The 25,114-nt window shown below is 70.6% G+C and carries 25 protein-coding genes; 9 read left to right on the forward strand and 16 right to left on the reverse strand.

Annotated features, from left to right (window positions below; genetic code table 11):
• The first annotated feature begins 55 nt into the window (after window positions 1-55).
• The 6 genes from Talka_RS00115 (at window position 56) to Talka_RS00140 (ending at window position 6,438) form a co-directional block, all read left to right on the forward strand.
• On the forward strand, window positions 56-1,822 hold the full coding sequence (locus Talka_RS00115) for a methyl-accepting chemotaxis protein (protein ID WP_246100498.1): 1,767 nt from the start codon (window positions 56-58) through the stop codon (window positions 1,820-1,822).
• Window positions 1,823-1,891: 69 nt separating this feature from the next.
• Window positions 1,892-3,145 carry an HD-GYP domain-containing protein gene (locus Talka_RS00120; RefSeq protein WP_143889010.1) on the forward strand — a complete coding sequence of 418 codons (1,254 nt, stop codon included), beginning with the start codon at window positions 1,892-1,894 and terminating at the stop codon, window positions 3,143-3,145.
• Between the two features lie 8 nt (window positions 3,146-3,153).
• A complete protein-coding gene (gene argJ / locus Talka_RS00125; protein ID WP_143889011.1) occupies window positions 3,154-4,389 on the forward strand; it encodes a bifunctional glutamate N-acetyltransferase/amino-acid acetyltransferase ArgJ in 1,236 nt (411 codons plus the stop codon).
• A gap of 4 nt (window positions 4,390-4,393) precedes the next feature.
• Complete coding sequence (locus tag Talka_RS00130) at window positions 4,394-5,272, forward strand: ATP-binding protein (protein ID WP_143889012.1); 879 nt, start codon at window positions 4,394-4,396, stop codon at window positions 5,270-5,272.
• Complete coding sequence (locus Talka_RS00135; protein WP_143889013.1) at window positions 5,269-5,772, forward strand: NUDIX domain-containing protein; 504 nt, start codon at window positions 5,269-5,271, stop codon at window positions 5,770-5,772. Before Talka_RS00130 ends, Talka_RS00135 begins: the two co-directional genes overlap by 4 nt.
• A gap of 81 nt (window positions 5,773-5,853) precedes the next feature.
• Entirely contained in the window at window positions 5,854-6,438 is a 585-nt protein-coding gene (locus Talka_RS00140) for a CBS domain-containing protein (protein ID WP_143889014.1), read from the forward strand.
• Window positions 6,439-6,454: 16 nt separating this feature from the next.
• Here the strand turns inward: Talka_RS00140 and Talka_RS00145 are convergent, their stop codons facing one another.
• From Talka_RS00145 to Talka_RS00200, 12 genes are read right to left on the reverse strand one after another with little or no spacing between them, the layout of a single operon-like run.
• Window positions 6,455-6,667, reverse strand: a complete 213-nt coding sequence (locus Talka_RS00145; protein ID WP_143889015.1) for a DNA gyrase inhibitor YacG — start codon at window positions 6,665-6,667, stop codon at window positions 6,455-6,457.
• Window positions 6,668-6,672: 5 nt separating this feature from the next.
• A complete protein-coding gene (locus Talka_RS00150) occupies window positions 6,673-8,313 on the reverse strand; it encodes an ATP-binding protein (protein ID WP_143889016.1) in 1,641 nt (546 codons plus the stop codon).
• Between the two features lie 9 nt (window positions 8,314-8,322).
• Window positions 8,323-9,081, reverse strand: coding sequence for a cell division protein ZapD (gene zapD / locus Talka_RS00155; protein WP_143889017.1), 759 nt, complete (start codon window positions 9,079-9,081; stop codon window positions 8,323-8,325).
• Between the two features lie 4 nt (window positions 9,082-9,085).
• The gene (coaE, locus tag Talka_RS00160) at window positions 9,086-9,697 is read right to left on the reverse strand and encodes a dephospho-CoA kinase (protein ID WP_143889018.1); all 612 of its coding nucleotides are present in this window, start codon (window positions 9,695-9,697) and stop codon (window positions 9,086-9,088) included.
• A complete protein-coding gene (locus Talka_RS00165) occupies window positions 9,697-10,557 on the reverse strand; it encodes a prepilin peptidase (protein ID WP_143889019.1) in 861 nt (286 codons plus the stop codon). Before Talka_RS00165 ends, coaE begins: the two co-directional genes overlap by 1 nt.
• Before the next feature lie 53 nt (window positions 10,558-10,610).
• A complete protein-coding gene (gene ureG, locus Talka_RS00170) occupies window positions 10,611-11,273 on the reverse strand; it encodes an urease accessory protein UreG (protein ID WP_143889426.1) in 663 nt (220 codons plus the stop codon).
• An 11-nt stretch (window positions 11,274-11,284) separates the two neighbouring features.
• Window positions 11,285-12,043, reverse strand: a complete 759-nt coding sequence (locus Talka_RS00175; RefSeq protein WP_425472618.1) for an urease accessory protein UreF — start codon at window positions 12,041-12,043, stop codon at window positions 11,285-11,287.
• Window positions 12,009-12,581: an urease accessory protein UreE gene (gene ureE / locus Talka_RS00180; RefSeq protein ID WP_342781007.1), complete on the reverse strand. Its 573-nt coding sequence runs from the start codon at window positions 12,579-12,581 to the stop codon at window positions 12,009-12,011. The genes Talka_RS00175 and ureE overlap by 35 nt, the downstream gene beginning before the upstream one ends.
• A 12-nt stretch (window positions 12,582-12,593) precedes the next feature.
• Window positions 12,594-14,339 carry an urease subunit alpha gene (gene ureC / locus Talka_RS00185; RefSeq protein WP_143889021.1) on the reverse strand — a complete coding sequence of 582 codons (1,746 nt, stop codon included), beginning with the start codon at window positions 14,337-14,339 and terminating at the stop codon, window positions 12,594-12,596.
• 6 nt (window positions 14,340-14,345) lie between these two features.
• The gene (locus Talka_RS00190; RefSeq protein WP_143889022.1) at window positions 14,346-14,690 is read right to left on the reverse strand and encodes an urease subunit beta; all 345 of its coding nucleotides are present in this window, start codon (window positions 14,688-14,690) and stop codon (window positions 14,346-14,348) included.
• 10 nt (window positions 14,691-14,700) lie between these two features.
• Window positions 14,701-15,306, reverse strand: a complete 606-nt coding sequence (locus tag Talka_RS00195) for a HupE/UreJ family protein (protein ID WP_143889023.1) — start codon at window positions 15,304-15,306, stop codon at window positions 14,701-14,703.
• 29 nt (window positions 15,307-15,335) lie between these two features.
• Window positions 15,336-15,638, reverse strand: coding sequence for an urease subunit gamma (locus tag Talka_RS00200; RefSeq protein WP_143889024.1), 303 nt, complete (start codon window positions 15,636-15,638; stop codon window positions 15,336-15,338).
• 68 nt (window positions 15,639-15,706) lie between these two features.
• Here Talka_RS00200 and Talka_RS00205 point away from each other — a divergent pair, with 68 nt between their 5' ends.
• Entirely contained in the window at window positions 15,707-18,769 is a 3,063-nt protein-coding gene (locus Talka_RS00205; RefSeq protein WP_246100499.1) for an ATP-binding protein, read from the forward strand.
• Window positions 18,744-19,754 (forward strand): response regulator transcription factor, encoded by a 1,011-nt coding sequence (locus Talka_RS00210; protein WP_143889026.1) that lies wholly within the window; start codon window positions 18,744-18,746, stop codon window positions 19,752-19,754. The genes Talka_RS00205 and Talka_RS00210 overlap by 26 nt, the downstream gene beginning before the upstream one ends.
• Before the next feature lie 19 nt (window positions 19,755-19,773).
• On the opposite strand, the gene Talka_RS00215 is transcribed toward Talka_RS00210, so the two are convergent.
• The 4 genes from Talka_RS00215 to Talka_RS00230 all read right to left on the reverse strand — a co-directional run bounded on the left by Talka_RS00215 (window position 19,774) and on the right by Talka_RS00230 (window position 23,635).
• A complete protein-coding gene (locus Talka_RS00215; RefSeq protein WP_143889027.1) occupies window positions 19,774-20,439 on the reverse strand; it encodes a hypothetical protein in 666 nt (221 codons plus the stop codon).
• Window positions 20,440-20,495: 56 nt separating this feature from the next.
• A complete protein-coding gene (locus tag Talka_RS00220) occupies window positions 20,496-22,193 on the reverse strand; it encodes a c-type cytochrome (RefSeq protein WP_143889028.1) in 1,698 nt (565 codons plus the stop codon).
• Window positions 22,194-22,280: 87 nt separating this feature from the next.
• Window positions 22,281-23,003 carry an anti-sigma factor gene (locus Talka_RS00225; RefSeq protein ID WP_143889029.1) on the reverse strand — a complete coding sequence of 241 codons (723 nt, stop codon included), beginning with the start codon at window positions 23,001-23,003 and terminating at the stop codon, window positions 22,281-22,283.
• A complete protein-coding gene (locus tag Talka_RS00230; RefSeq protein WP_143889030.1) occupies window positions 23,000-23,635 on the reverse strand; it encodes a sigma-70 family RNA polymerase sigma factor in 636 nt (211 codons plus the stop codon). The genes Talka_RS00225 and Talka_RS00230 overlap by 4 nt, the downstream gene beginning before the upstream one ends.
• Window positions 23,636-23,842: 207 nt before the next feature.
• On the opposite strand from Talka_RS00230, the gene urtA reads away from it, so the two are divergent.
• Window positions 23,843-25,114: an urea ABC transporter substrate-binding protein gene (gene urtA, locus Talka_RS00235; protein WP_143889428.1), complete on the forward strand. Its 1,272-nt coding sequence runs from the start codon at window positions 23,843-23,845 to the stop codon at window positions 25,112-25,114.

Here is a 25,114-nt window from a genome sequence, read left to right on the forward strand (position 1 = left end):
CCGCTGAGGCGCCACCGCCGCCACGTTACAAGGTTATCAGGTGGAGGGAATCGGCATGCGCTTTCGGGATTGGAGCATCGGCTGGCGCATCGCGCTGGCGGTGGGGGTGATGGCGCTGGGCATGGTGCTGACCGGCGCGGTGTTGTTTGGGGTGGATCAGAAGGTGGTCAAACCCAAGTTGGCTGAGTTGGAGCAGTCCAACCAATTGGCGCTGGCCGCCACCGAGTGGGGGCAGCTGGCGACGATTCAGAATCAGCGCCAAGTCATCATCGCGCGGTTTGGCTTGCAAAATCCAGAGTTAAAGCAAGCCGTGGAGGCCAACATCGAAAAAACGCGCGTGCGCATCGATGAGCTGCAGGATAAGCTCAGACGCGAGATCGCCGCCACGGGTCAGCAAGCGGTCTTTGCCGAAGCGGGCCGAGTGCGCGACGAATACCTGCGCTTGCGCGACGACTTGAGCCGTGCGATCGAGGCGAACGACGCCGCGGCCATCGAACGGCTGATTCCGCAAGTGCAGCGCAACGGCGACGCTTACGCCGCGGCGGTCGGCAAGCTGGCCGAGGGGCTGCAGCGCGAGGCAAAAGAAGCGCAAGCCGATGCGGAGGCCGCGCAGCGCATGGCGGAATGGGGGGTGCTGGTGGTGATAGCCGCCTCATTGTTGGTGGGCGTGCTGTTGGCGGTGGGCATCGTGCGCGGCATCACGCGCCCGCTGGCCCGCGCGGTGGCGCTGGCCGAGGCGGTGGCGCAAGGCGACTTGACGCAGCGGGTGGAGGCGCACTCGCAAGATGAGGTCGGCCGGCTGCTGGCGGCGCTGGCGCGCATGCAGCAGGCGTTGGTGGAGGCGGTGGTGCGCATCCGCGAGGCTGCTGCCAGCGTGGATCACGGCGCGGCGGAAATCGCCGCCGGCAACCAGGATCTGTCGGCGCGCACCGAAAGCGCCGCCTCGAGCCTGGAGCAGACCGCCTCCAGCATGGAGGAGCTGACCGAGACGGTGCGCCACAGCGCCGATTCCGCCCGCACCGCCAACCAGCTGGCGGCGCAGGCGGCGCAGACCGCGCGCGAGGGCGGGCAGGCGGTGCAGGAAGTCACTGCGACGATGCAGGGCATCGAGACGGCCAGCCAAAAGATCGCCGACATCACCAACGTCATCGACGGCATCGCCTTCCAGACCAACATCCTGGCGCTCAACGCCGCGGTGGAGGCCGCGCGCGCCGGCGAGGCCGGCCGGGGCTTCGCGGTGGTGGCCGGCGAAGTGCGTCAGCTCGCGCAGCGAAGCGCCCAGGCCGCCAAGGAGATCAAGGCCCTGATCGACGACAGCGTGCAGCGCGTGCAGCGCGGCGGCCAGCAGGTGCAGGTGGCCGCCGGCACGATGGAGCAGATCGTGCAGGCGATCCAGCGCGTGGCCGACATGATCGGCGAGGTGTCCGCCGCCGCCAACGAGCAGAGCGAAGGCATCGCGCAGGTCAACGCGGCGGTGGGCCAGCTGGACCAGGCCACGCAGCAGAACGCCGCGCTGGTGGAGCAGGCGGCGGCTGCGGCGGCCAGCTTGCGCCAGCAAGCCGAAGAGCTGCTGCGCACCGTGTCGCAGTTCCGGGTGCCGGGCGGTGCGGCGGCCAGCGTGGCCGCGCCCGCGGCGCGGCGCAGCCCCGCGCCCGCCGCCGTGGCCAGCGCCAAGCCTGCGCCGCGCGCCCCGGCCCTGCGCTCGACGTCCGCGCCGCCGCCTGCCGCGCCGGCGGCAGCGTCCGCCGCGCTGCCGGCCCACCCGCCGGCGCGCGCCGCCGCCGCCGCCCCCGCCGATGAGGGCGATTGGGAAACGTTTTAACGCCACGGTCAGCGGGGGTTTTCGACTTTGCCGTCCACCGAGTCCTTTGCGTTTAGCGACTTGCTGACGGTGGCCGCGTGGCGCCGCTCGTGGGTGCTGCGGGTGGCGGCGGCGTCGCTGGCGGTGGCGCTGCTGGCGGCGGGGGTGGGCGGGTGGCTGGCGCGGCGCGACCGCGCCGAAGAACTGCAAGCCCACTGGAGCGCCGAAATCGACCGCGTAGCCCGTTCGGCGCAGGGCGCGTCTGGGCCGGCGTCGGCCCAAGCGGCCCGGTTGGTCGCCGATTTGATGGAACTCGGCTTTGACGCCGCTGCGGTGCTGGACGCGCAGGGTCGCCGCTTGGCCTACCAAGGCCCGCACGCCGACGATTGGCTGCGCCAGCCGCCGACGCTGGCCGATGGCCGCGCGGCGACGCAGGCCGTGGGGGTGATCCGGCGCACGGTGCCGCGGCCCCATGGGGAGCCGGCCTGGACGGTGCACGCCCTGCGCACGCTGGCGCCGTTGGAGCAGCGCCTATTGCAGCGCGACACCACGCGCGAGGTGCTGGAGGGCGCGCTTGTGGCGGGGCTGGCCGCGCTGCTGGGCGGCGGCGTCACGATTCCGGTGCTGGCGGGGCTGTGGCGCGACAACCAACGCAAAACCCAGGCGCTGGCGGGGTCGTATCTTTCCACGATGGAGGCGCTGGGCCGCGCCATCGCCCGGCGCGATTCCGACACCGGGGCGCACAACTACCGCGTGGCGTGGATGGCCGCCGAGCTCGGTCAAGCCCTTGGCCTGGATCCGGAGGCCATCCGTTCGTTGGTGCTGGGCAGTTTTTTGCACGACGTCGGCAAGATCGCCATCCCCGACCGGGTGCTGCTCAAGCCCGGGCGGCTGGATGAGGAGGAATGGCGCATCATGCGCACGCACGTCGCGCAGGGCGAGGCGATTTTGGAAGGCATCGAATGGCTGGCGGGCGCGCGGCAGGTGGTGGCGGCGCACCACGAGCGCTGGGACGGCAGCGGCTACCCGCGCGGCCTGGCCGGCGAGGCCATTCCCTTGGCGGCGCGCATTTTCGCGGTGGTGGATGTGTTCGATGCGCTGACCTCCCGCCGCCCGTATAAAGAACCCTTCGCGCTGGCCCAGGCGCTGGAGATGATGGAGCGCGAGCGCGGACGGCACTTTGATCCTGCGGTGTTGCAGCGTTTTCTGGAGCTGGCCCCCGGTTGGCATGCTAAGCTGCAAGGCTTGGATGAGGCGCAGTGCCGCGCGCTGCTGCACGCGCAACTGCGGCGCTGGTTCGACGGGCACGCGCCCGCCGCTTCGGCGCCTTGCACGCCCGGCTAAGGCAACCCATGGCTGTTCAACTTTGCCCCCCCGACCCCGCCAAGCTGCACCCGGTGCCCGGCCTGCGCCTGGGCGTGGCCGAGGCGCACGTGCGCAAGCCCAACCGCAAGGATCTCACCGTCATGCTGCTGGACGACGGCAGCGCGGTGGGCGGCGTCTTCACCCGCAACCGCTACTGTGCTGCGCCGGTGCAGGTCTGCCGCGAGCACCTGGCCGCGGGGCCGGGCATCCGCGCGCTGGTGGTCAACACCGGCTGCGCCAACGCCGGCACCGGCGAGCAGGGGCTGGTGGATGCGCGCACCGTCTGCATCGCGCTGGCGCAGCGGCTCGGTGTGGCGCCGCAGCAGGTGCTGCCGTTTTCTACCGGCGTCATCATGGAGCCGCTGCCGGTGCAGCGCATCGTGGCCGGGCTGCCGGCGGCGCTGGCCGATGCGGCCGAGGACGGCGCGCACTGGCTGCGCGCCGCCGAGGGCATCATGACCACCGACACCGTGCCCAAGGCCGCCAGCCGCCGCGTGACGATCGACGGCGTGCCGGTGACGGTGACCGGCATCGCCAAGGGCGCCGGCATGATCCGGCCGAACATGGCGACGATGCTGGGGTTCGTCGCCACCGACGCGCCGGTGGCCCCGGAGCTGATCGGGGAACTCGCCCGCCGCGCCGCCGACGGTTCGTTCAACCGCATCACGGTCGATGGCGACACCTCCACCAACGACTCCTTCATCGTGATGGCCACCGGGCGCGCGGCGCTGGCGCCCATCACGTCGCTGGACAGCCCCGCCGGGCAGGCGCTGCAGGCGGCGGTGACGGAGGTGGCGCGCGAGCTGGCGCACGCCATCGTGCGCGACGGCGAGGGGGCGACCAAGTTCATCACCGTGCGCGTGGAGGGCGGGCGCGACGCCGAGGAGTGCCTCAAGGTCGCCTACGCGATCGCGCACTCGCCGCTGGTCAAGACCGCCTTCTACGCCAGCGACCCCAACCTGGGCCGCATCCTGGCGGCGGTGGGCTACGCCGGCATCGAGGACCTCGACCAGGGCCGCATCGAGCTGTTCCTGGACGACGTGCACGTCGTCACGCGCGGCGGGCGCCACCCGGCCTACCGCGAGGAGGACGGCCAGCGCGTGATGAAGCAGAGTGAAATCACCGTGCGCGTGGACCTGGGGCGCGGCACGGCGGCCGAGACCGTGTGGACGTGCGACCTGAGTCACGATTACGTCAGCATCAACGCCGACTACCGCAGCTGAGCCGATGAACGAACGATTCGAACGGCTGCTGGCGCGCGCCGAGGCGCTGATCGACCGCATCGAAGCCATCCTGCCGCAGCCGCTGTCGGCCCCGGACTGGGGCGCGTCGGTGGCGTTTCGCTACCGCAAGCGCGGCGCGCACGGCGTGCTGGAGCCGGTGCGGCACGTGGCCTCGATCCGGCTCGAGGACCTGCAGGCCATCGACGAGCAGAAGGCCAAGGTGCAGCGCAACCTGGAGCGCTTCGTGCGCGGGCTGCCGGCCAACAACGTGCTGCTGACCGGTGCGCGCGGCACCGGCAAGAGCTCGCTGATCAAGGCGTGCCTGAACGAATACGCCCCGCAGGGCCTGCGCCTGATCGAGGTGGACAAGGGCGACCTGACCGACCTGCCCGACATCGTCGAGGTGGTGGCGCCGCGGCCGGAGCGCTTCCTCGTCTTCTGCGACGACCTGAGTTTCGAGGAAGGCGAGCCGGGCTACAAGGCGCTGAAGTCGATCCTCGACGGCTCGGTGGCCGCCGCCAGCCCCAACGTGCTGATCTGCGCCACCAGCAACCGCCGCCACCTGCTGCCCGAGACGATGCGCGACAACCTGGCCGCCACCTACGGCGACGACGGCGAGCTGCACCCGGGCGAGGCGGTGGAGGAGAAGGTCTCGCTGTCGGAGCGCTTCGGCCTGTGGGTGAGCTTCTACCCGTTCAGCCAGGACGAATACCTGGCGGTGGTGCGGCAGTGGCTCGCCGCCTACGGCGTGCCGGAGGCGCAGTGGGACGAGGCGCGCCGCGCGGCGCTGGTGTGGGCGCTGGAGCGCGGCGCGCGCAGCGGGCGCGTGGCCTACCAGTTCGCGCGCGACTGGGCGGGCCGCACGCCCGCGGAGGGGGCATGACCGCGCCCGCCGCGCCGGCGCCCGACGAGGTGCTGGTGGTCGATGCCGACCGGCCGCGCGCGCCGGGCCCGCGGCCGGTGGTGGACGTGGCGGTCGGCGTGCTGATCGACCGCGACGGGCGCTTCCTGCTCACCACGCGCCCGCCCGGCAAGGCCTACGCCGGGCACTGGGAGTTCCCCGGCGGCAAGGTGGAGCCGGGCGAGACGGTGGAGCAGGCGCTGCGCCGCGAGCTGCAGGAAGAGATCGGCGTGACGATCGGGGCGGCGCAGCCGTGGCGCGTGCTGGAGGCCGACTACCCGCACGCGCGCGTGCGGCTGCACGTCTGCCGCGTGTTCGACTGGCGCGGCGAGCTGCAGATGCGCGAGGGGCAGACGTTCGCGTGGCAGACGCTGCCGGTGACGGTGGCGCCGGTGTTGCCCGGCACCTGGCCGCTGCTGCGCTGGATGGAGCAGGAAGCCAGCGCGCCGATCGATGCAGGCTATGGATGTCATCGGGAATGACCCCCTTGCCAGGGCCGCGGTCCGTCGCTACGCTGAGGGCAATCCCGGGGAGTTGCCGGGATGAGTGGAAGGAGAACCTCGATGGCACGATTGACGCCGTTTCGTTTCCCGCCGGGTACCTGCATCGCGCAGGCGCAGCCGCCGCAGCGCCCGGCGGTGACGCTGCAGTCGCCCGGCGTGACGGTGATGACCGACCTGACCGAGGTGCGCGCCGCCACCACCACGCCGGACGAGACGCTGCGCGCGGCGCGCCAGACCATGATCCACCAGGGCGTGCGGCTGCTGTTCGTGGTGCAGGACATGCCGTGCGTCGAAGGGCTGGTGACCGCCACGGATTTGGAAGGCGAGCGGCCCCTGGTGGCAGCGCAGCGCCGCGGCGTCACCTACGACGAGCTGGTGGTGGCCGACGTGATGACGCCGCTGGCGGAGTTCGACGCCGTGGATTACGACGACCTCAAGCGCTGCAGCGTGGCCGACGTGATCGCGACGCTGAAGGCGGTCGGACGGCGGCACCTGCTGGTGGCGGAGAAGGCCGGCGCCGGCCACGGGCCGTGGATCCGCGGCATCATCTCGCACACGCAGATCGAGCGCCAGCTCGGCCAGCCAATCGACGTGCTGGATCTGGCGAGCAGCTTTTCGGAGATCCGCGCGTCGTTGGCGGCCTGAATGGCGTGGCCTGGCGTCAGTGCGGCGGCGCCTCCGGATCCGGAGCCGGGGGCGTCGGATCCGGCACCCGGTAGGCCTCGCTGGCCCAGGCGCCCAAATCCACTTGCTTGCAGCGTGCGCTGCAAAACGGTCGCCAGGGGTTGTCCGGCGCGTAGCGCGCCGGTTGCCCGCAGGCTGGGCAGCGCACGGTGCGCGGCGTGAAGCCGGGGGAGGGCTCGGGTGTGCTCATCCGGGTCAAACTCCGTTGGCGCTCGGCCACCGCGCCACCTCCCACCCGACGATCTGGCGCTTCGTGGGGCTGAACTCCACGCCGAGTTCGATCACCTCCTCGATGCCCGGCGCGCCGCGGTGCTTGGCGGCGTAATCCTTGGCCTTGAGCTGGCGCATCGCCTCGCCGGTGGGGGCGTCGCCGTCGATGACCTTGAACTCGATCACCCACGCGCGGCCCGCATGGCGGATGACGAGGTCGCACTGGCCCGGATTGGAGACCTCCTCCGGCACGATGTCCAGGCCGAGGCTTGCCAAGTGGCTGTAGAAGACGCTGGCGTAATAGCCCTCATACTGGGCGATGGGGTTGGCGCGCACCCAGTCGTGCGGGATGCTGGCGTAGAGCCGCTCGAAGTGCGCGCGCAGCGCGTCGGTATCCGCCGCGCGCAGCATGCGCACCACGTCGGTCAGGCGGCCCTCGGGGCGCTGCGGCAGCCAGGCGCGCAGCAGGGTTTCGTTGAGCGCGGCGCGCACCTCGCGGTTGGGCACGCCGAGCTCGTATTCGGTCACTCCATCACAGACCTCCACGCGCTGGATCGTGAGGTAACCGGTCTGCCACAGCAGCGCCTCGGGCTCGATGGCCTCCACGTCAAAGGCGGAGAGCAGCTGCTCGCTGGCGTAGAGCCGCTCCAGCTGCGGGGTGTAAAAGCCCCGGCGCTTTAGCCACTCCACGAGAAAAGTCGGCGTGCCGGTCTCAAACCAGTGCGCGCGGAATTGCCGTTCGGCCAGCAGCAGCAAGACGTCAAAGGGGTTGTAAACGCTCACCGGACCCCAGCGGTAGCCGTTGTACCAGCGCCGGATCTCCTCGCGATCCAGTGCCTGGCCTTCCGCCGCGGCGGCCTCGAGCTCCGGCGCGAAGACGGTGTCGATATCCTCCTCGGTGTAGCCGCAGAGCGTGCCGTATTCGGGCGACAGCGTGATGTCGCGCAGGTTGTTGAGGCCCGAGAAGATCGAGACCTTGCTGAATTTGGACACCCCGGTCAGCAGCACAAAGCGCAGGTCGGCGTCTCTTCCCTTGATGACGCTGTAGAGGTTTCTCAAGCCCTCGCGCATGGCGCGGGCGATCTCAGGGGCCTCGAGGTTGTCGAGGATCGGCTTGTCGTATTCATCGACCAGCACCACGGCCTGGCGCTGGTGCTGCTCAGCGGCGCGGGTGATGAGCTCGGTGAAGCGGATGTGCGGGTCTTCGCCGACAGGCGGCAGGCTCACGCCGAGCCGGGCGGCGTTGGTGTCGAGCTGATGGTGGATGTGGGCTTCGAGCTTGGCGGCTTCGGCTAGCCGACCCTCGGCAAAGCTGATGCGGATGACCGGATGGGGCTTGGCCCAGTCCCAGTGGTCGGCAAGGAAGAGCCTCTCGCGCGGCGCCGTGCCATCCGCGCCGTCGTGCGCGTCGAACAGCTGCCGCTTACCCTCGAACGCGCAGGCGATCGTGTCCAGCAGCAGGCTCTTGCCGAAGCGGCGCGGGCGGGAGAGAAAGTAGAACTTGCCGCTGTCCGCCAGGCGCGCGACGAGCGGCGTCTTGTCCACGTAGTAGTAGCCGCCCTCGCGGATGTCGCGCAGGGTCTGGATGCCGATTGGCAGTTTGCGGCGCGAGCCCAATGGTGTCATGGCGGTTCGTCAGGCGCAAAGGTGGATTTCGAATTCGGCATCGATGTCGGTGGCAGGCTCCAGCTTGCCCTCGATGTTGCGGCGCAGCAATCGCACCGAAACCAGCAAGCGGTTGCCGCTGATTTCCGGGACGAGGCGCAAGCCGGGGTCGAGCCAGACGCGCAGCAGCTGAAAGGTGCGACTTTGCGGCAAGTTTTGCTGGAATTGCCCACGCGCCGCAAACACCTTTTGCGCCACCGCCGACTCTCGCAACAGCTGCAGCAGCAGCTGCACCGGCTGCCCGAGGCAGGCCACCGACTGGGCCCACTGCAACAGGTCGGCTTGGCGCTCGGCAGCGGGGCGGTGCTGCCACTCGTGATAGGCCGGCAGGTCAAACGCGCAAGTGCCCCCAGGGATCCCGATTCGGTTGCGCAAGGTTGCCAGCCACTCCACCCCGCCCAACGCATGCCCCAAGCGGCCTTCGTCGTCACGCAAGGCGGCGTGGCATTGTTCGATTTGCGTCAGCACCCGCTCCAGGGCGGCTTCGGCGATGGTGGGATGGCCGCGCAGCGCCTCCAGCTGCTGGCGATGGCGATCGAGATCCTTCAGGATTTCGGTCTTCAGGTCGGCGCGTGCGCCGACCTCGAGAATCTCGAACAGCGTCTGCAGCGCGTGATGGTGGTCCAGCGGATGCTCACGGGGCACCAGCACGCCCAGCCGGTGCAGCAGGTGCTCCAGGCGCAGGTAGGTGCGGGTGCGCTCGTTAAGGGGGTATTCGTAGAGGATCACGGGGTCATGATAGCGGCATTCGCCGCTGCGCCCAGGCGCGCAGCACCTGCGCACGCAGGGCATCCAGATCGGTGGCGGCGCCGTTGGCCAGCACCACATCGGCGGCGGCCAGCCGCTGCGCGCGGCTGGCCTGCTGCGCCAGCACCGCTTCCACCTGCGCGCGCGGCCAGCCGCTGCGCGCCATCACGCGCGTGATCTGCGTCTCGGGCTCGCAATCGACGACCCAGACCCGGTCGCAGCGCTGCCGCCACGCGTCCGACTCCACCAGCAGCGGCAGATCCAGCACCACGGTGTCGGCGGCGCTGGCGGCCAGGCGCCGGTCGATCTCGGCGCGCACCAGAGGATGGACGATCGCTTCCAGCCGCGCCTTGGCCTGTGGGTCGGAGAAAGCCAGCGCCCGCATGCGCGCGCGATCCAGCGCGCCACTCGCGTCGATGAAAGCGGGGCCGAAGGCGGCGCGGATCGGCTCGATGGCGGCGCCTCCGGAGGCGGTGACGGCGCGCGCGATCGCGTCGGCGTCGATGACGTCGGCGCCGAGCTCGGCGAGCATGCGCGCCACGGTGCTCTTGCCGCTGCCGATGCCGCCGGTCAGCCCGATGCGCAACGGGGCGCCCATCACGCGAGCCCCACCCAGCCCAGCACCGCGCGCGGGCCGAGCGCCCACACCAGCAGCCCGCCGAAGGCGAGAAACGGCCCGAACGGCACGTAGCGGCCTTCGCGCAGGCGCCCGAGCGCCTTCATCGCCAGCCCCACGACGGCGCCCAGGAGCGAGGCCACCAGCACCAGGGGAATCAGCGCCTGCCAGCCGAGCCACGCACCGAGGGCCGCCAGCAGCTTGAAGTCGCCGTAGCCCATGCCTTCCTTGCCGGTGAGCAGCTTGAACGTCCAATAGACGCTCCACAGGCTCAGGTAGCCGGCCACCGCCCCCCACAGCGCATCCGGCAGGGCCTGCCCCGTCCAGCCGAGCGCTGCGGCGATCAGGCCCGCCCAGACGAGCGGCAGCGTGATGTCGTCCGGCAGCAGCGTCGTGTCCCAGTCGATGCAGGCCAGCGCCAGCAGCGCCGCCGCAAAGCCCGCCCAGGCCAGCGCCGCCGGCTCCAGCCCGTAGCGCCACGCGCACCCGGCGAACAGCGCGCCGGTGGCTGCCTCCACGAGGGGGTAGCGCCAGCCGATCGGCGCGCCGCAGGCGGCGCAGCGGCCGCGCTGCAGCGCAAAGGACAGCAGCGGCACGTTGCGCCACCACGGGATCGGCGTGCCGCACTGCGGGCAGTGCGAGCGCGGCGCCAGCAGGTCGTAGCGCGGCGCCTCGGCGACCGCCTCGCCGCGCAGCGCCGCGCATTCCGCCGCCCAGCGCCGCTCCAGCATCCGCGGCAGGCGGTGGATGACGACGTTGAGGAAGCTGCCGACCAGCAACCCCAGCAGCAGCGCGGCGGCGATGACGAGGGTGGATTCAGGCGAAGTCGGCAACGTCAGCATCGGCGGGGTGGCGGCAACCAGGCCGACAGAGTGTAACCCGCCTCAGTGGCGCTCTAGGCCGTTGCGCCCAGCAGCCCGCGCCGCTCGATGAACGCCACCACCTCGTCCACGCCTTGCAGGGTCTTGAGGTTGGTCATGACCCACGGGCGGCGCTCGGCGTCGGGCCGCATGCGCGCGGTGTCGGCGGCCATGACTTCGAGGCTTGCGCCGACGTGCGGGGCGAGGTCGATCTTGTTGATGACCAGCAGGTCGCTGCGGGTGATGCCGGGGCCGCCCTTGCGCGGGATCTTCTCGCCGGCAGCCACGTCGATGACGTAGATCGTCAGGTCCGACAGCTCCGGGCTGAAGGTGGCGGCCAGGTTGTCGCCGCCGCTTTCGACGAAGACGATGTCGGCGTCCGGAAAGCGCCGCAGCATGCGGTCGATGGCCTCGAGGTTGATCGAGCAGTCCTCGCGGATGGCGGTGTGTGGGCAGCCACCGGTCTCCACGCCGAGGATGCGCTCGGGCGGCAGCGCGCCGCTGACGGTGAGCAGGCGCTGGTCTTCCTTGGTGTAGATGTCGTTGGTGATGGCGACCAGATCCCAGCGGTCGCGCATGGCCTTGCACAGCATTTCCAGCAGCGTGGTCTTGCCGGAGCCGACCGGCCCGCCGATGCCAACGCGCAGCGGCGGCAGCGGCTTGGTGCGCCCAGGGATGGCGTGCAGCGGGGTGGTGATCACAGGGGCGTTCATGAGCGGAACAGGCGGCTGTATTGCGTTTCGTGGCGGGCCGACAGGATCGCCAGCATCGGGGTGAAGGATTGGCGCTGCGCGGCGGGCAGCGTGGCCGCCTGGGCGACGAGCGCCGGCAGCGCCGCGCGCAGCCGCGCCAGCAGCCGCTGGCCGGCGGCCTGGCCGAGCGGCACGGCCTTGATGGCGGCCTGCGCCATCGCCTCGCACCAGGCAAAGCCCGCCGCCAGCAGCGCGCGCGCCACCGGCAGCGCCGGTGGCGTGAGGCTCGCCAGCGCCCAGGCGTAGGCCACCGGGTAGGTCGGCTGGCGCAGATCCTGCGGCACGGCTGCCGGCGGCGGGGCGGGGTGCAGCTCGGGCGCCAGGCTGCCCAGCCACTGCACCACGGCGTGGCCCTGCTGTTCGGTCTGCAGCCGCAGCTCGGCGCTTTCGCGCGTGCGCCGCACCCAGCCGTCCAGTTCGCGCAGGGCGCTCCAGTCGGCCTGCCGCCACGCGGCCAGCGCCGCCGCCGTCACCGCCAGATCGGCGCGCGCCGGCGCCAGCCGCAACTGCGCCTGCAGCCAGGCGGCGGCGCTGGCCTCGTCGCGCACCAGGCCGGCCTCCACCGCCGCCTCCAGTCCCTCGGAATACGAAAAGCCCCCCAGCGGCAGCGCCGGCGAGGCCAGCCACAGCAGCGCCAGCAGCGCTCCGTCGTCGGTCGCGCTGGCTTCGGGCGCAAGCGGGTCAGGGCGCATGCCGGTGCCCGTGGTCGTGGCCATGGTCATCGTGGTCATGGTCGTGCCGGTGCCCGTGGCCATGCGGATGCGCGTGACCGGGGTGGCCGTAGGCGCCGCTTTCCGGCTCGAACGGAGCCTCCACCTCGGTGACGTCGAGGTGCAGCCCGCGCAGCAGGTCGGCCAGCACCGGGTCGCGCTCCAGCTGCAGGTGGTCGGGCTCGATCTGCAAGGCGACGTGCCGGTTGCCGAGGTGGTAGGCGGCGCGCAGCAGGTCCAGCGGCGTGCCGTGCCGCGGGCACGCCGTCACGCGCAGCAGCGGCTCTGGCGCCGCCTCCACGCGCAGCAGGCCGCCGTCGGCCAGCACCAGTGCGTCGCCGCCGCGCAGCACGGTGCCGCGCGGCAGCACGACGCCGATGCGCCGCCCGAGCGTGTCGGTGGCCTCGAAGCGGCTGCGCTGGCGCTGCGCCCAGTCCAGCACCAGCGCAGGCGCCCGCGCCAGCAGCGCGCGCGCCAGCCCGCCGCCGCGCGGCAGCACGCGCGTGGCCAGCAGCGTCGTCGAGGAGGTGGAGGCCATCGTCATCGCGCTCACCTTTCAGAACAGGAAGTAGCGCTGCGCCATCGGCAGCACCGCCGCCGGCTCGCACACCAGCAGCTCGCCGTTAGCGCGCACGGCGTAGGTCTGCGGGTCGATTTCCATCACCGGCGTGGCGTCGTTGAGCACCATGTCGCGCTTGCCGATGCCGCGGCAGCCGCGCACCGCCACCAGCGGCTTGCGCAGGCCGTAGCGCGGCCCGACGCCGGCGGCCAGCGCCGCCTGCGACACGAAGGTCAGCGACGTGCGCGCCACCGCCTCGCCGAAGGCGCCGAACATCGGGCGCAGGTGCACCGGCTGCGGCGTCGGGATGGAGGCGTTGGGGTCGCCCATCGCGGCGGCGGCGATCAGGCCGCCCTTGACGACGACGGCGGGCTTGACGCCGAAGAAAGCCGGCTTCCACAGCACCAGGTCGGCCCACTTGCCGACCTCCACCGAGCCGACCACGTGCGCCACGCCGTGCGCGATCGCCGGGTTGATCGTGTATTTGGCCACATAGCGCTTGATGCGGAAGTTGTCGTTGCGCGGCTCGTGCTCGATGCCGCGCGCACGCCCCGGCGGCGGGGCCAGCCAGCCGCGCTGCACCTTCATCTTGTGCGCGGTCTGCCAGGTGCGCGTGATGACCTCGCCGACGCGGCCCATCGCCTGGCTGTCGCTGCTCATGATGCTGATGGCGCCCAGATCGTGCAGGATGTCCTCGGCGGCGATCGTCTCCTTGCGGATGCGGCTTTCGGCAAACGCCAGATCCTCCGCGATGGCCGGGTCGAGGTGGTGGCACACCATCAGCATGTCCACGTGCTCGTCCAGCGTGTTGACGGTGTAGGGCCGCGTCGGGTTGGTGGAGGACGGCAGCACGTGCGGCTCGCCGACGATGCGCAGGATGTCCGGCGCGTGCCCGCCGCCGGCGCCCTCGCAGTGGAAGGCGTGGATGGTGCGGCCCCGCGTGGCGGCCAGCGTTTCCTCGACGAAGCCGCTTTCGTTGAGTGTGTCGGTGTGGATGGCGACCTGGGTGTCGGTTTCCTCCGCCACCGACAGGCAGGTGTCGATCGCCGCCGGTGTGGAGCCCCAGTCCTCGTGCAGCTTCATGCCGATGGCGCCGGCCTCGATCTGCTCGCGCAGGCCTTCCGGGCGGCTGGCGTTGCCCTTGCCGAGAAAGCCCAGGTTCATCGGGAACGCCTCGGCCGCCTGCAGCATGCGCTCGAGGTGCCACGGTCCCGGCGTGCAGGTGGTGGCGTTGGTGCCGGTGGCCGGGCCGGTGCCGCCGCCGGTCATGGTCGTGATGCCCGACATCAGGGCTTCCTCGATCTGCTGCGGGCAGATGAAGTGGATGTGGCTGTCGTAGCCGCCGGCGGTGACGATCATGCCCTCGGCCGCCAGCACCTCGGTGCCGGGGCCGATGACGATGTCCACGCCCGGCTGCGTGTCGGGGTTGCCGGCCTTGCCGATGGCGACGATGCGACCGTCGCGCACGCCGATGTCGGCCTTGACGATGCCCCAGTGGTCGATGATCAGCGCGTTGGTGATGACCAGGTCCACCGCGCCCTGCGCGCGGCTGCGGGGGCTCTGCCCCATGCCGTCGCGGATGGTCTTGCCGCCGCCGAACTTGACCTCCTCGCCGTAGCCGCCGGCGCGCAGCGTCAGATCGTCTTCCACCTCGGCCCAGAGCTCGGTGTCGGCCAGGCGCAACCGGTCGCCCACCGTGGGGCCGAACATTTCCGCATAGGCGCGGCGCGGAATCGTGGCCATCGTGCCTCAGCCTCCGTGTGCGTCGTCGTCCAGCGGCCCGTTGACCAGACCGCGAAAGCCCCAGGCCTGGCGCGTCCCGCCATACGGCACCAGCTCGACGGTGCGCTGCTGGCCCGGCTCGAAGCGCACCGCGGTGCCGCTGGCGATGTTGAGGCGCATGCCGCGCGCGGCGGCGCGGTCGAAGGCCAGCGCCGCGTTCACCTCCGCGAAGTGGTAGTGCGAGCCGACCTGGATCGGGCGCTGGCCGGTGTTGCTGACCACCAGCGTGACGGTGGGCCGGCCGGGGTTGAGCTCGAGCTCGCCGTCGGCGGTGAGGATTTCGCCGGGGATGACACGTTCGGCGGCGGTCATCGTCGATCCCTCAGCGGGCGAGCAGCGTGTAGAAGCCAGCCAGCGCGACCAGCGCGCCGCTGGCGCGCGGTGCCCAGGCGTGCCAGCGCCGCAGCGTCACGCCCAGCGCGATGCCCAAGGCGTGCAGCACCGCGGTGCTGAGGACCATCCCCGCCAGGGCCGCGCTGCCCTGCAGCTCCTGCCCATGGGCGGCGCCATGAAACCACGCAAAGCCTGCCACGATCGCCGCCACCACCGGGGCCGGCCAGGCGGCCTGCAGGGCGATCAGCAACCCGATGACGACCATCGAGGCGACGATCATTGGCTCCACCGCCGGCACCGCCAGGCCGTGCTGGGCGCTCCAGGCGCCCAGCCACAGCACAGCCGCGAAGCTCAGCGGCGCCAGCCAAACGCGCGCCGTGGCCAGCGCGCTCCAGACGCCAACGGCCAGCATCACGAGCAGGTGATCCAGCCCGCTCCAGGGGTGCATCAGACCGGCCAGCCAGCCATGGTGGGCGCCCATGTCGACGCCGGTATGGGCCCAGACGGTGTGGGCCGCCAGCCCGAAGCCAGCAGCCGCCAGCGCCGGGCCAGCGCGGCGCGTCAACGCCAGACAACGAAACGAGGACGTGGTCATGGGAACATCTCCTGCTTTGCCGAGGGGGCTCAAGCGATCGGCTGGTGCACGGTGACCAGCTTGGTGCCGTCGGGGAAGGTGGCCTCGACCTGGATATCGTGGATCATCTCCGCGACGCCGTCCATCACGTCGTCGCGCGTGAGCACCTGGCGGCCTTCGCTCATCAGCTGCGCCACCGTCTTGCCCTCGCGCGCGCCCTCCAGCACGTAGGCGCTGATCAGCGCCACTGCCTCCGGGTAGTTGAGCTTGAGCCCGCGGGCGCGACGCCGTTCCGCGAGCAGCGCGGCGGTGAAGATCAGCAGCTTGTCCTTTTCGCGCGGGGTCAGATCCATGTCCGGGATGAAGCAAGCCGTGTGCCAGCCTGATGCGGCGTGGCACGAAAGCTGCAAGCCAGCCGCGCATGCCACCCGTTTCCAGCAACGTCGAGCCGCGCCCGGCGCCGTCGGCGCCGATCGCGCCGGTGCGCCGCGCCTACCATCGCTGGGTGGCCAGCGAGACGCTGGAAGACTACGCGCTGCGCTACACGCCGTTGCGCTTTCGCCGCTTCAGCGCCGCGCGCGTGGCCAACATGGCGTTCGGCGTGGCCTCGTTCCTGGTGCTGGAGGCGGTCGGCGCCACGCTGATGCTGCAGTTCGGCGTCGTCAACGCGGTGGCGGCGATCCTGGCGGCCGGGGCGGTGATCGCGCTGGTGGGCTGGCCGATCAGCGTGGCCGCGGCGCGCCACGGCGTGGACATGGATCTGCTGACGCGCGGCGCAGGCTTCGGCTACCTCGGCTCGACGCTGACCTCGCTGATCTACGCCACCTTCACCTTCATCTTCTTCGCGCTGGAGGCGGCGGTGATGGCCTACGCGCTGGAGCTGGCGCTGGGCATCCCGCCGTCGTGGGGCTACCTGCTGTGCGCGCTGGTGGTGATCCCGCTGGTGACGCACGGCGTGACGCTGATCGGGCGCTTTCAGCTTTGGACGCAGCCGTTGTGGCTGGTGCTGATGCTGCTGCCGTGGGCAGCGGTGCTGGTGCAGGATCCGGGCTCGGTGGCGCGCTGGCTGCACCGAGATGGTGCGATCGAGGCCGCCGGAGGATTCGACTGGCACCGCTTCGGTGCGGCGCTGACGGTGGCGCTGGCGCTGGTGACGCAGATGGGCGAGCAGGCCGACTACCTGCGCTTCATGCCGCCGCCGCACCCCGCGCGGCGCTGGCGCTGGTGGGCGGCGGTGGCCGTCGGCGGCCCGGGCTGGGTGGTGCCGGGGGTGCTGAAGATGCTGGCGGGCGCGTGGCTTGCCCATCTGGCGCTGGAGCGCGGTGTGGACGCGGCGCACGCGGTCGATCCGAACCAGATGTACCGCGTCGCCTACGAGCACCTGCTGCCGCCTGCCTGGGCGGTGGCGGCCACGGCGCTGTTCGTCGTCGTCTCGCAGCTCAAGATCAACGTCACCAACGCCTACGCCGGGTCGCTGGCGTGGAGCAACTTCTTCTCGCGCCTGACGCACCACCACCCCGGGCGCGTGGTCTGGATGGCGTTCAACATCGCGCTGGCCTGGCTGCTGATGGAAATGAACGTCTTTCAGGCGCTCGGGGCGGTGCTGGGGTTGTACGCCCACGTGGCGCTGGCGTGGCTGGTGGCGGTGGTGGCGGACCTGGTGGTGCTCAAGCCACTGGGCTGGTCGCCGCGCGGCCTCGAATTCCGCCGCGCGCATCTGGTGGACGTCAACCCGGTCGGGGTCGGCGCGATGGTCGGCGCCTCGCTGCTCGGGGTGGCGGCGCACGTCGGGATGCTCGGCGCGCTGGCGCAGGCGTTTTCGGCGCTGGTGTCGATGGGGGCGGCGTTCGGGCTCGCGGTGCTGCTGGGCGCCTGGACGCGCGGCCGCCATCACCTGGCGCGCCGGCCCGATCCGGCGGTGGCCGGCGCCCCACCGGGCGCGTCGGGCACGCCGGCGGTGCTGCGCTGCGTCGTCTGCCAGGGCGACTACGAAGGGCCGGACATGGCGCGCTGCCCGGCCTACGGCGGCTGGATCTGCTCGCTGTGCTGCACGCTGGATGCGCGCTGCGGCGACGCCTGCAAGCCGCACGCGCGGCTGGGCACGCAGCTGCGCGCGTGGCTGCGGCGCTGGCTGCCGCGGCGCTGGCTGCCGTACCTGGACGCCGGGGTGGCGCACTACCTCGTGCTGCTGGCGGTCACCGCGCTGGTGCTGGCCGGACTGCTGGCGCTGCTGGCGCAGCAGGATCTGCGCCACGCGCAGGCGCTGGGCGCGCCGGCGACGCTGATTCACGAGGCTTATCGCAAGGTCTACGTCGTGCTGCTGGCGCTGGCGGCCGTGGTGGTGTGGTGGCTGGTGCTGGCGCAGCGCGCGCGCCACGTGGCGCAGCGCGAATCGAACCGCTACACCCGGCTGCTGCTGCGCGAGATCGACGCGCACCGCCGCACCGACGCGCAGTTGCAGCGTGCGCGCGAGCAGGCCGAGGCGGCGCGGCGTGCCGCCGAGCGCGCCAACGAGGCCAAGAGCCGTTACTTGAGCGCCATCAGCCACGAGCTGCGCACACCGCTGGGCGCCATCATGCTGTACGTGCAGGCGCTGCAGCGCGACGCCGCGCTGGAGGCGCGCCAGGCGCACGCGCTGGCGATGATCCAGCGCGCCGGCGAGCACGTGTTGTCGCTGATCGAAGGCACGCTGGACCTGGCGCGCATCGAGGCCGGGCGGGTGACGCTGGACCTGCGCCCGACCGACCTGCGCGCGCTGCTGGAGGAGGTGGCCGCGCTGCTGGCGCCGCAGGCGCGCGCCAAGGGGCTGCGCTTCGCGCTGGAGGGGCCGCCGCGCTGGCCGGCGGCGGTGCGCACGGATGCGGCGCGGCTGCGCCAGGTGCTGCTCAACCTGCTCGGCAACGCGGTGCGCTACACCGACGCCGGCACCGTGACGCTGCGCGTGGCCTGGGCGCGCGAGCTGGCCACGATCGAGGTCGCCGACACCGGCCCGGGCATGAGCGCCTCGGAGCTGCAGCGCGTGTTCGAGCCGTTCGCGCGCGGGGCCGCGGCCAGCCGCGCCGCCGGCGCCGGGCTGGGGCTGACGATCGCGCGCATGCTCACCGAACTGATGGGCGGCGAGCTGACCGTGCACAGCGCGCTCGGGCAGGGCACGACGTTCCGGCTGCGGTTGTACCTGCCGGAGGTGGCCGCCCCCGCCGTGGCCGCCGCGACCGCGTCCGGGGCGGCGCCGGCGGCGCTGCCGCCGCCTGCCGCGCTGTCGGCCTGCCCCGGGCTGCACGCCTGGCCCGCGCCGCTGCGCGCGGCGCTGCTGGAGCGCGTGCGGCTGGGCTGGGCGCGCGGCGTGCTGCGGCTGCTGGATGAGGCGCCGCCGCTGCCCGGCCTGGAGGCGGTGCGGCAGGCCGCGCGCGCGCTGGAGTTCGACCTGCTGGAGCGATGGCTGATGGAGGCAAGCGACGATGCGACCGCACGTGCTGGAGAGTGAGACCGGCCCGCTGGTGCTGATCGTGGACGACGTGCCCGAGAGCCTGGCGGCGCTGCACGACATGCTGGACGAGACCGGCTACACGGTGCTGGTGGCCAGCGACGGCCCCACGGCGCTGCTGCGCGCGCGCCAGGCGCGGCCCGACGTGATCCTGCTCGATGCGCTGATGCCGGGCATGGATGGCTTTGAGGTGGCGCGCCGGCTCAAGGCCGACGAGCGCACCGCCAGCATCCCGATCCTGTTCATGACCGGCCTGACCGAGACCGAGCACCTGATCGAGGGGCTGGCCGCCGGCGCGGTGGACTACGTGACCAAGCCCGTCAAGCCGCAAGAGGTGATCGCGCGCATCGGCGTGCACCTGCGCACCTCGCGCCAGATCCGCCAGGGCTCGATGGTGCAGCAGCAGGCGCGCAACGCGCTGGATGCGTTCGGCTTTGCCACCATCACGGTGCGCATGCGCGACGGCCGGCTGCTGTGGCAGACGCCGCTGGCGCGCGAGCTGCTGTGGCGCTACTGTGGCACCGAGGCGCCGGTGACGCCGGAGCCGGTGCTGCAGTGGCTGCGCCGCCACGGGCCGGACCTGTGCCGGGGCGACCCGGCGCCGGCGGAGCCGCCGCGCCTGACGCTGACGCAGGGCACGCGGCGGCTGACGCTGCGGCTGTACCGATCGGTGGATGATCCGGCTGACACCAGCGCCGACAGCGAGGGCGGCCACTGGCTGATCGTGATGCAGGAGACCTCCGACACCAGCGTGCTGGAGGCGCTGATGAGCACCTTCGGCCTCACCGCCCGCGAGGCCGAGGTGCTCTACTGGGTCGTGCAGGGCAAAATCAACCGCGACATCGCCGACATCGTCGGCGCCAGCCCCGCCACCGTCAAGAAGCACCTGGAGCGCATCCACGCCAAGCTCGGCGTGGAGACGCGCACCGCCGCGGCGGCGCTGGCGCTGCAGCGCGTGCCGCAGCTGCGCCCGGGCGGGATTTAGCCCGCCCCGTTCGACACGTTTATTGACGGCGGAACAGCGCCACCAAGTCGTCGCGCAACGGCACTTCGGCCACCGCCGTCAGCTTGAATTGGTCGCCGTCCAAGGCCAAGCGGTTCAGCGTCGCTTTCTTGGCATCCAGATTGAGGGTTCCCACCGCCATGCTGCTTTTGCGCAGGTAGTCGGCCACCCGGGGATTGCGCGCCACGATGTCCTGCGGCTGTTTTTGCGCCCAGGTCGTCACGTGAAAGACCAGCGTACCTTTGTATTGCTGGGCTGCCAGCTCTTCCAACGTTTTTTCCAGCAGCGCCACATTGTCGTCGCGCTTCCATTCACCCCCAAAGGCCAGATAAACCATGTCGGCGTTGGCCAGGCGCTGAACCGCAGCGGGGATGTCGCTTGCTTCGCGCACCGACTCCATGGTGAAGGCTCCTTTGGGATGCGTGCGCAGGTAGCCGCTGCCGATGCCGCCGGCCAGCGTGCTGCAAATGGCCGACCGGTTGGCAATGACGCCCAGCGTCGGCATGGGCATCACCTGGCCCAGGGCTTCGCCAACCGTGCCGCCGGCCATGGCGCGGATGGTTTGCAATTCCCCCATCGTCAGGGGTTTTTTCTCTTGAGCCCAAGTTGGGCTGGCGGCTGCTGCCAACAGGCTAAGGCCAAAGATCCAAGGGGTGGTGCGTCGCATGATTGGAACTCCTTTCAGATTGTTGCAGGGTTACTGGGAAAGTAAATCGTCCGAACTCAACGACTCAACAGGTAATGCACGACCGCGTCACGATCGGCGACGTTGCCGACATAGAACGGGTGCGGCGCTTGCCCCCCGCGCTGAGGATCGAGCAGCCAGCGCAGCGCCTCCAGCGTGTCGCGACCCTCCACGCTGCCGTCGTGCAAAAAGTCTTTGCGGCCATCCAAGCCCAGCAGCAAGGGTTGCGCGTAGCCGACTCGCTCGCCGCGCAGCGAGGCGTTGATCACCACCACCTCGTTGTCGTAGCTTGGGCGCGGCCCTTGATCGAAGCTTTTCTGCACCGGCGACAGCGGCGCGGGACGGCTGAGCAGCACTTGAGGCCGATAAGCCGGGTAGAGGGTGCTGAGCGGCTGCACCGCCGTTTGCACCGGGCGATTGGGGTCGGCGGTGTGGCAGCTGGCGCATTGCTGCGCAAACACTTGTTGGCCGCGCTGCACCAAGGCCGGATCGAGCTGGCGCTGGGTGCGCGGCGCGGCCAGCTGGTCGGTGTAGGCGCGCAGCGCCGCCAGCTTGGCGGCATCGACGCGCACGCCCACCACGCCCGCCGGATCGCCGATGGGGCGACCCGTCGGTTGCGCGCGCACAAAAGGATAGCGGCCAGCCAGCCCGCTGCGTTCCAGCACGGCACGGTAGCGTTGGTGGATTTCCTGACCCACCGGCCCCGCCAGCGTGGTCAGCAGTTGCGCACCGCGCTCGGTGGCCAGCACGGTCGGATCCAGCGCGACCGTGTAAACGTAGTTGTTGAAATCGTCCAGGTTGGCGAACGTGCCGGCATGCCCCCACGGCGCGGCCAAGTCGGTGCGGAAAAACGCCTGCGTGTAAGCGGTGTTGTTGATGCCGTCGGGCAGGGCATCGAACGTGCCGGGGCCGTAGTGCCGCTGTCCCTGCCGGTCGGCGCCGGCCAGGTAAGCGCGCGCCTCCTCATTGGTGTCGTTTTGAATGCCGGCAAAATCGGTCTTGCCGATGCTGGCGCCGTTGAGGGATTGGAAAGCCAGTTGCAGCAATGGCAAATAAGCCACTGGGTTGTCGGCTGCCGCCAGAATCTTGCCGACGTCAAGATCGATCGCGTTAGGGCCATCGATACGGCGACCAACCGAACCGGCCAATCCCGCGAATCCAGCCGGCACCACCGAGTTGTCGGTGCGGCTGTGGCACAGCGCGCAGCTGATGCCAATCTTGTCCCCGCGCGCGAGGTCAAGCCGGTCGTTCGGGTTGTATTGCGGCGAGCTGCCCAGCGGTTTGCGCCGTCCTTGCGCATCCACCGGCACGACGCCGATCACCGCCCCTTCATTGATCAGCGTCAGCGTCACGGCTGGATCGGCCAACACGGTTTGTTGCGGATCTTTGCCGTTGCGAATTTCAGCCAGCGCCTTGGTCAAGGCTTGGGCGGTGGCAGGACTGAGCGCTTCGACGTCCACGTTCAGACCCAACCCGAGGGCTTGCAGCGGGGTGAGGCCGGCTTTGACCAGCCCCTGGGGCAAGCGCATCGCATCGGTCCAAAAGCCTTCGTTGCCAAAGGTTTCGTAGCGGAACACCTCGCGTCCGAGGGCCACCGCCGCGCGGTCGGGCCCGGCCTCGGCGCTGCTGGGGCCGTCGCCGCCGCCAAGGCAGCCCAGCAGCGCTAAAGCAGCGCCAGCGCTCGCCGCCAGCGCCAGCGGCCGGCGCAGCCGCACCAAGTGGAGTTTGAGCGTCATCGGGGTCTCCTTGTCAAAGCAGGGCGGAGCATTCCGCCCTCAACCCCTAAAACGGCGCTCAGCCCCGTTTGGATGCAAAACCTTTCATTAAGTAGGGTTTTGGCTTGCCGCCGGCGCCGATGGCCACGGCGCCAGGTAGCGGACGGGCCCGGTGGGCGTGCCGGTGGGCGATCCCCCCGCCGGCTCAAGGCTGACAGCCAAGGCTTTGAACGCCACCTCGCCCGGGGGCGTGCGCACGGGGGTTGCGTGGCCTGGCGGGGCAAGCCCCAGCGAGATCGGCTGTCCCTCCACCGGCACGGCCCACAGCTCCCAACTGCGCTGCGGACCCGGGTCGGCCTGACGCGGCACGATCACCTGCCAGACTTGCGCAGAGGGCTGCGTGACGACGATGACGCCAGCGGCGGGGTCAGGCTCGGCGGGTTGCAGGATGGCTACGGTGGCCCCCAAAGGATCCTGCGGTCGCAAGGGCCAGGCGACCACAGCCAGACTGATGGCCGCCGCGGTGGCGACGGCAGCCCAAGCAGGCCACAACCATGCTCGCAGCCGTCTTGACGGACGAGCCACAGCAGGCGGTGGGGCCGCAAGACCAGCTAACCGAGCGGCGATCCGATCCCAAACCGCCGCCGGCGGCGCCTCTCGCGGCGCCGGCGCCAGTTCGCTGAAGCGCTGTTGCCAGCGTAACACATGCGCTTGCAACAGCGGATGGGCGACCATCAGGCGCTCGAAACGGCGTCGCGCGCCTCCCCTTAAGGTGCCGATGACGTAAGCGCCGGCCAATTGCTCGGCCAACGGTTCGCGCAGGATGTTCATACGGTGGGATGTCCGACTTGCTGCAGGCAGTCGCGCAAACCCAACAGGGCGCGTCGCACCCAGCTTTTGACGCTGCCCAGCGGCGCGCGCAAGTGTTGCGCGAGCTCCAGGTGGCTCAGGCCATGCATGTAGGCCAAGATGACGCTTTGGCGCTGCACCGGCGGCAGTTGTTGCAAGCAGTCGTGCAGATGCCGTTGCGTGCGTCGTTGGTGCCAGACCTCTTCGCCGCCGTCGTGTTGCGCCCAAGCGACTGCTGGATCGCTTGGCTCGTCGTCGCTGAGCGTCTCGCCGGCGGCAGTGGCCGCAGCCGCTGCCGGTGTGTTCTCGAGGGACACGACGGGACGCGCGCCGCGCAAGCTGTCGATGGCTTTGTTGCGGGCAAGGGTCAGCAGCCAAGCCCAGGGATGCCCCAAGCTGGCTCGATAGAGCTGCGCCTGCTGCCAGACAGCCAGATACGTTTCTTGCAGGGCGTCTTCGGCGGCGGCACGATCAGGCTGGATGCGCAGGATGACGCCGAACAGCCGGGCTGCGGTGCCGTCGTAAAGCCGCCGCAGCGCGCCGGCGTCATGCAGGGCCACGCGTGCCAACAGGTCAGCCAGCTCGTCAGGTGAGAAAGAGTAAGCCCGCGTCATCGCTTGGGGTTTTCTAAGGGCGCGCTGCTCTCTAGGGATTGAAAGGTCTTGGTGACCGCAGCAACGGGGCGCATCGTAGCGCAAAGCCCAGCGCGGCGGTTGAGGCGCCCTACGCCATCTGGCGTACAGACGCGGCGGCGCGCGGTGCCTAGCATGGGGGGCGTTTGATCCCTCCCGTCGCTTCCCAACCTGCGGAGAACCACCATGATGCAACGTCGCTCCACGCTCAAGGCCCTGTCCGCCGCCGCCGCGATGGCCGCTTTCGGCCCCTGGGTGGCGCGGGCGCAAGGCAACGCGCCGATCAAGGTCGGCATCCTGCACTCGCTGTCGGGCACGATGGCGATCTCCGAGACGGTGCTCAAGGACATCGCGCTGATGACCATCGACGAGATCAACGCCGCCGGCGGGGTGCTGGGGCGCAAGATCGAGCCGGTGGTGGTCGATCCGGCCTCCAACTGGCCTCTGTTTGCCGAGAAGGCGCGCCAGCTGCTGACGCAGGACAAGGTGGCCGCGGTGTTCGGCTGCTGGACCTCGGTCAGCCGCAAGTCGGTGCTGCCGGTGTTCGAGGAGCTGAACGGCCTGCTGTTCTACCCCGTGCAGTACGAGGGCGAGGAGCTCAGCAAGAACGTCTTCTACACCGGCGCGGCGCCGAACCAGCAGGCGATTCCCGCCGTGGAATACCTGATGAGCAAGGACGGCGGCAGCGCCAAGCGCTTCGTGCTGCTCGGCACCGACTACGTGTATCCGCGCACCACCAACAAGATCCTGCGCGCGTTCCTCAAGTCCAAAGGCATCCCCGAGTCGGACATCATGGAGGAGTACACGCCGTTCGGCCACAGCGACTACCAGACCATCATCGCCAAGATCAAGCAGTTCGCCGCCGCGGGCAAGAAGACCTGCGTGATCTCCACCATCAACGGCGACTCCAACGTGCCGTTCTACAAGGAGCTGGGCAACCAGGGCCTCAAGGCCACCGACGTGCCGGTGGTGGCCTTCAGCGTCGGCGAGGAAGAGCTGCGCGGCGTCGACACCAAGCCGCTGGTCGGGCACCTGGCGGCGTGGAACTACTTCATGTCGATCAAGAACCCGACCAACGACGCCTTCATCAAGAAGTGGGCCGCCTACGCCAAGGCCAAGAACATCCCGGGCCACAAGGACAAGCCGCTGACCAACGACCCGATGGAGGCCACCTACATCGGCATCCACATGTGGAAGCAGGCGGTGGAGAAGGCCAAGAGCACCGAGACCGACAAGGTCATCGAGGCCATGGCCGGGCAGACCTTCGACGCCCCGAGCGGCTTCAAGGTCAAGATGGACGAGCGCAACCACCACCTGCACAAGCCGGTGTTCATCGGCGAGGTGCGCGCCGACGGTCAGTTCAACGTCGTCTGGAAGACCAAGGGGCCGATCCGCGCCCAGCCGTGGAGCCCGTTCATCCCCGGCAACGAGAAGAAGAAGGACGTGCCGGAGAAGGCCTGA

It is taken from the genome of Tepidimonas alkaliphilus, from assembly GCF_007556595.1.
GTDB classification, from domain to species: domain Bacteria; phylum Pseudomonadota; class Gammaproteobacteria; order Burkholderiales; family Burkholderiaceae_C; genus Tepidimonas; species Tepidimonas alkaliphila.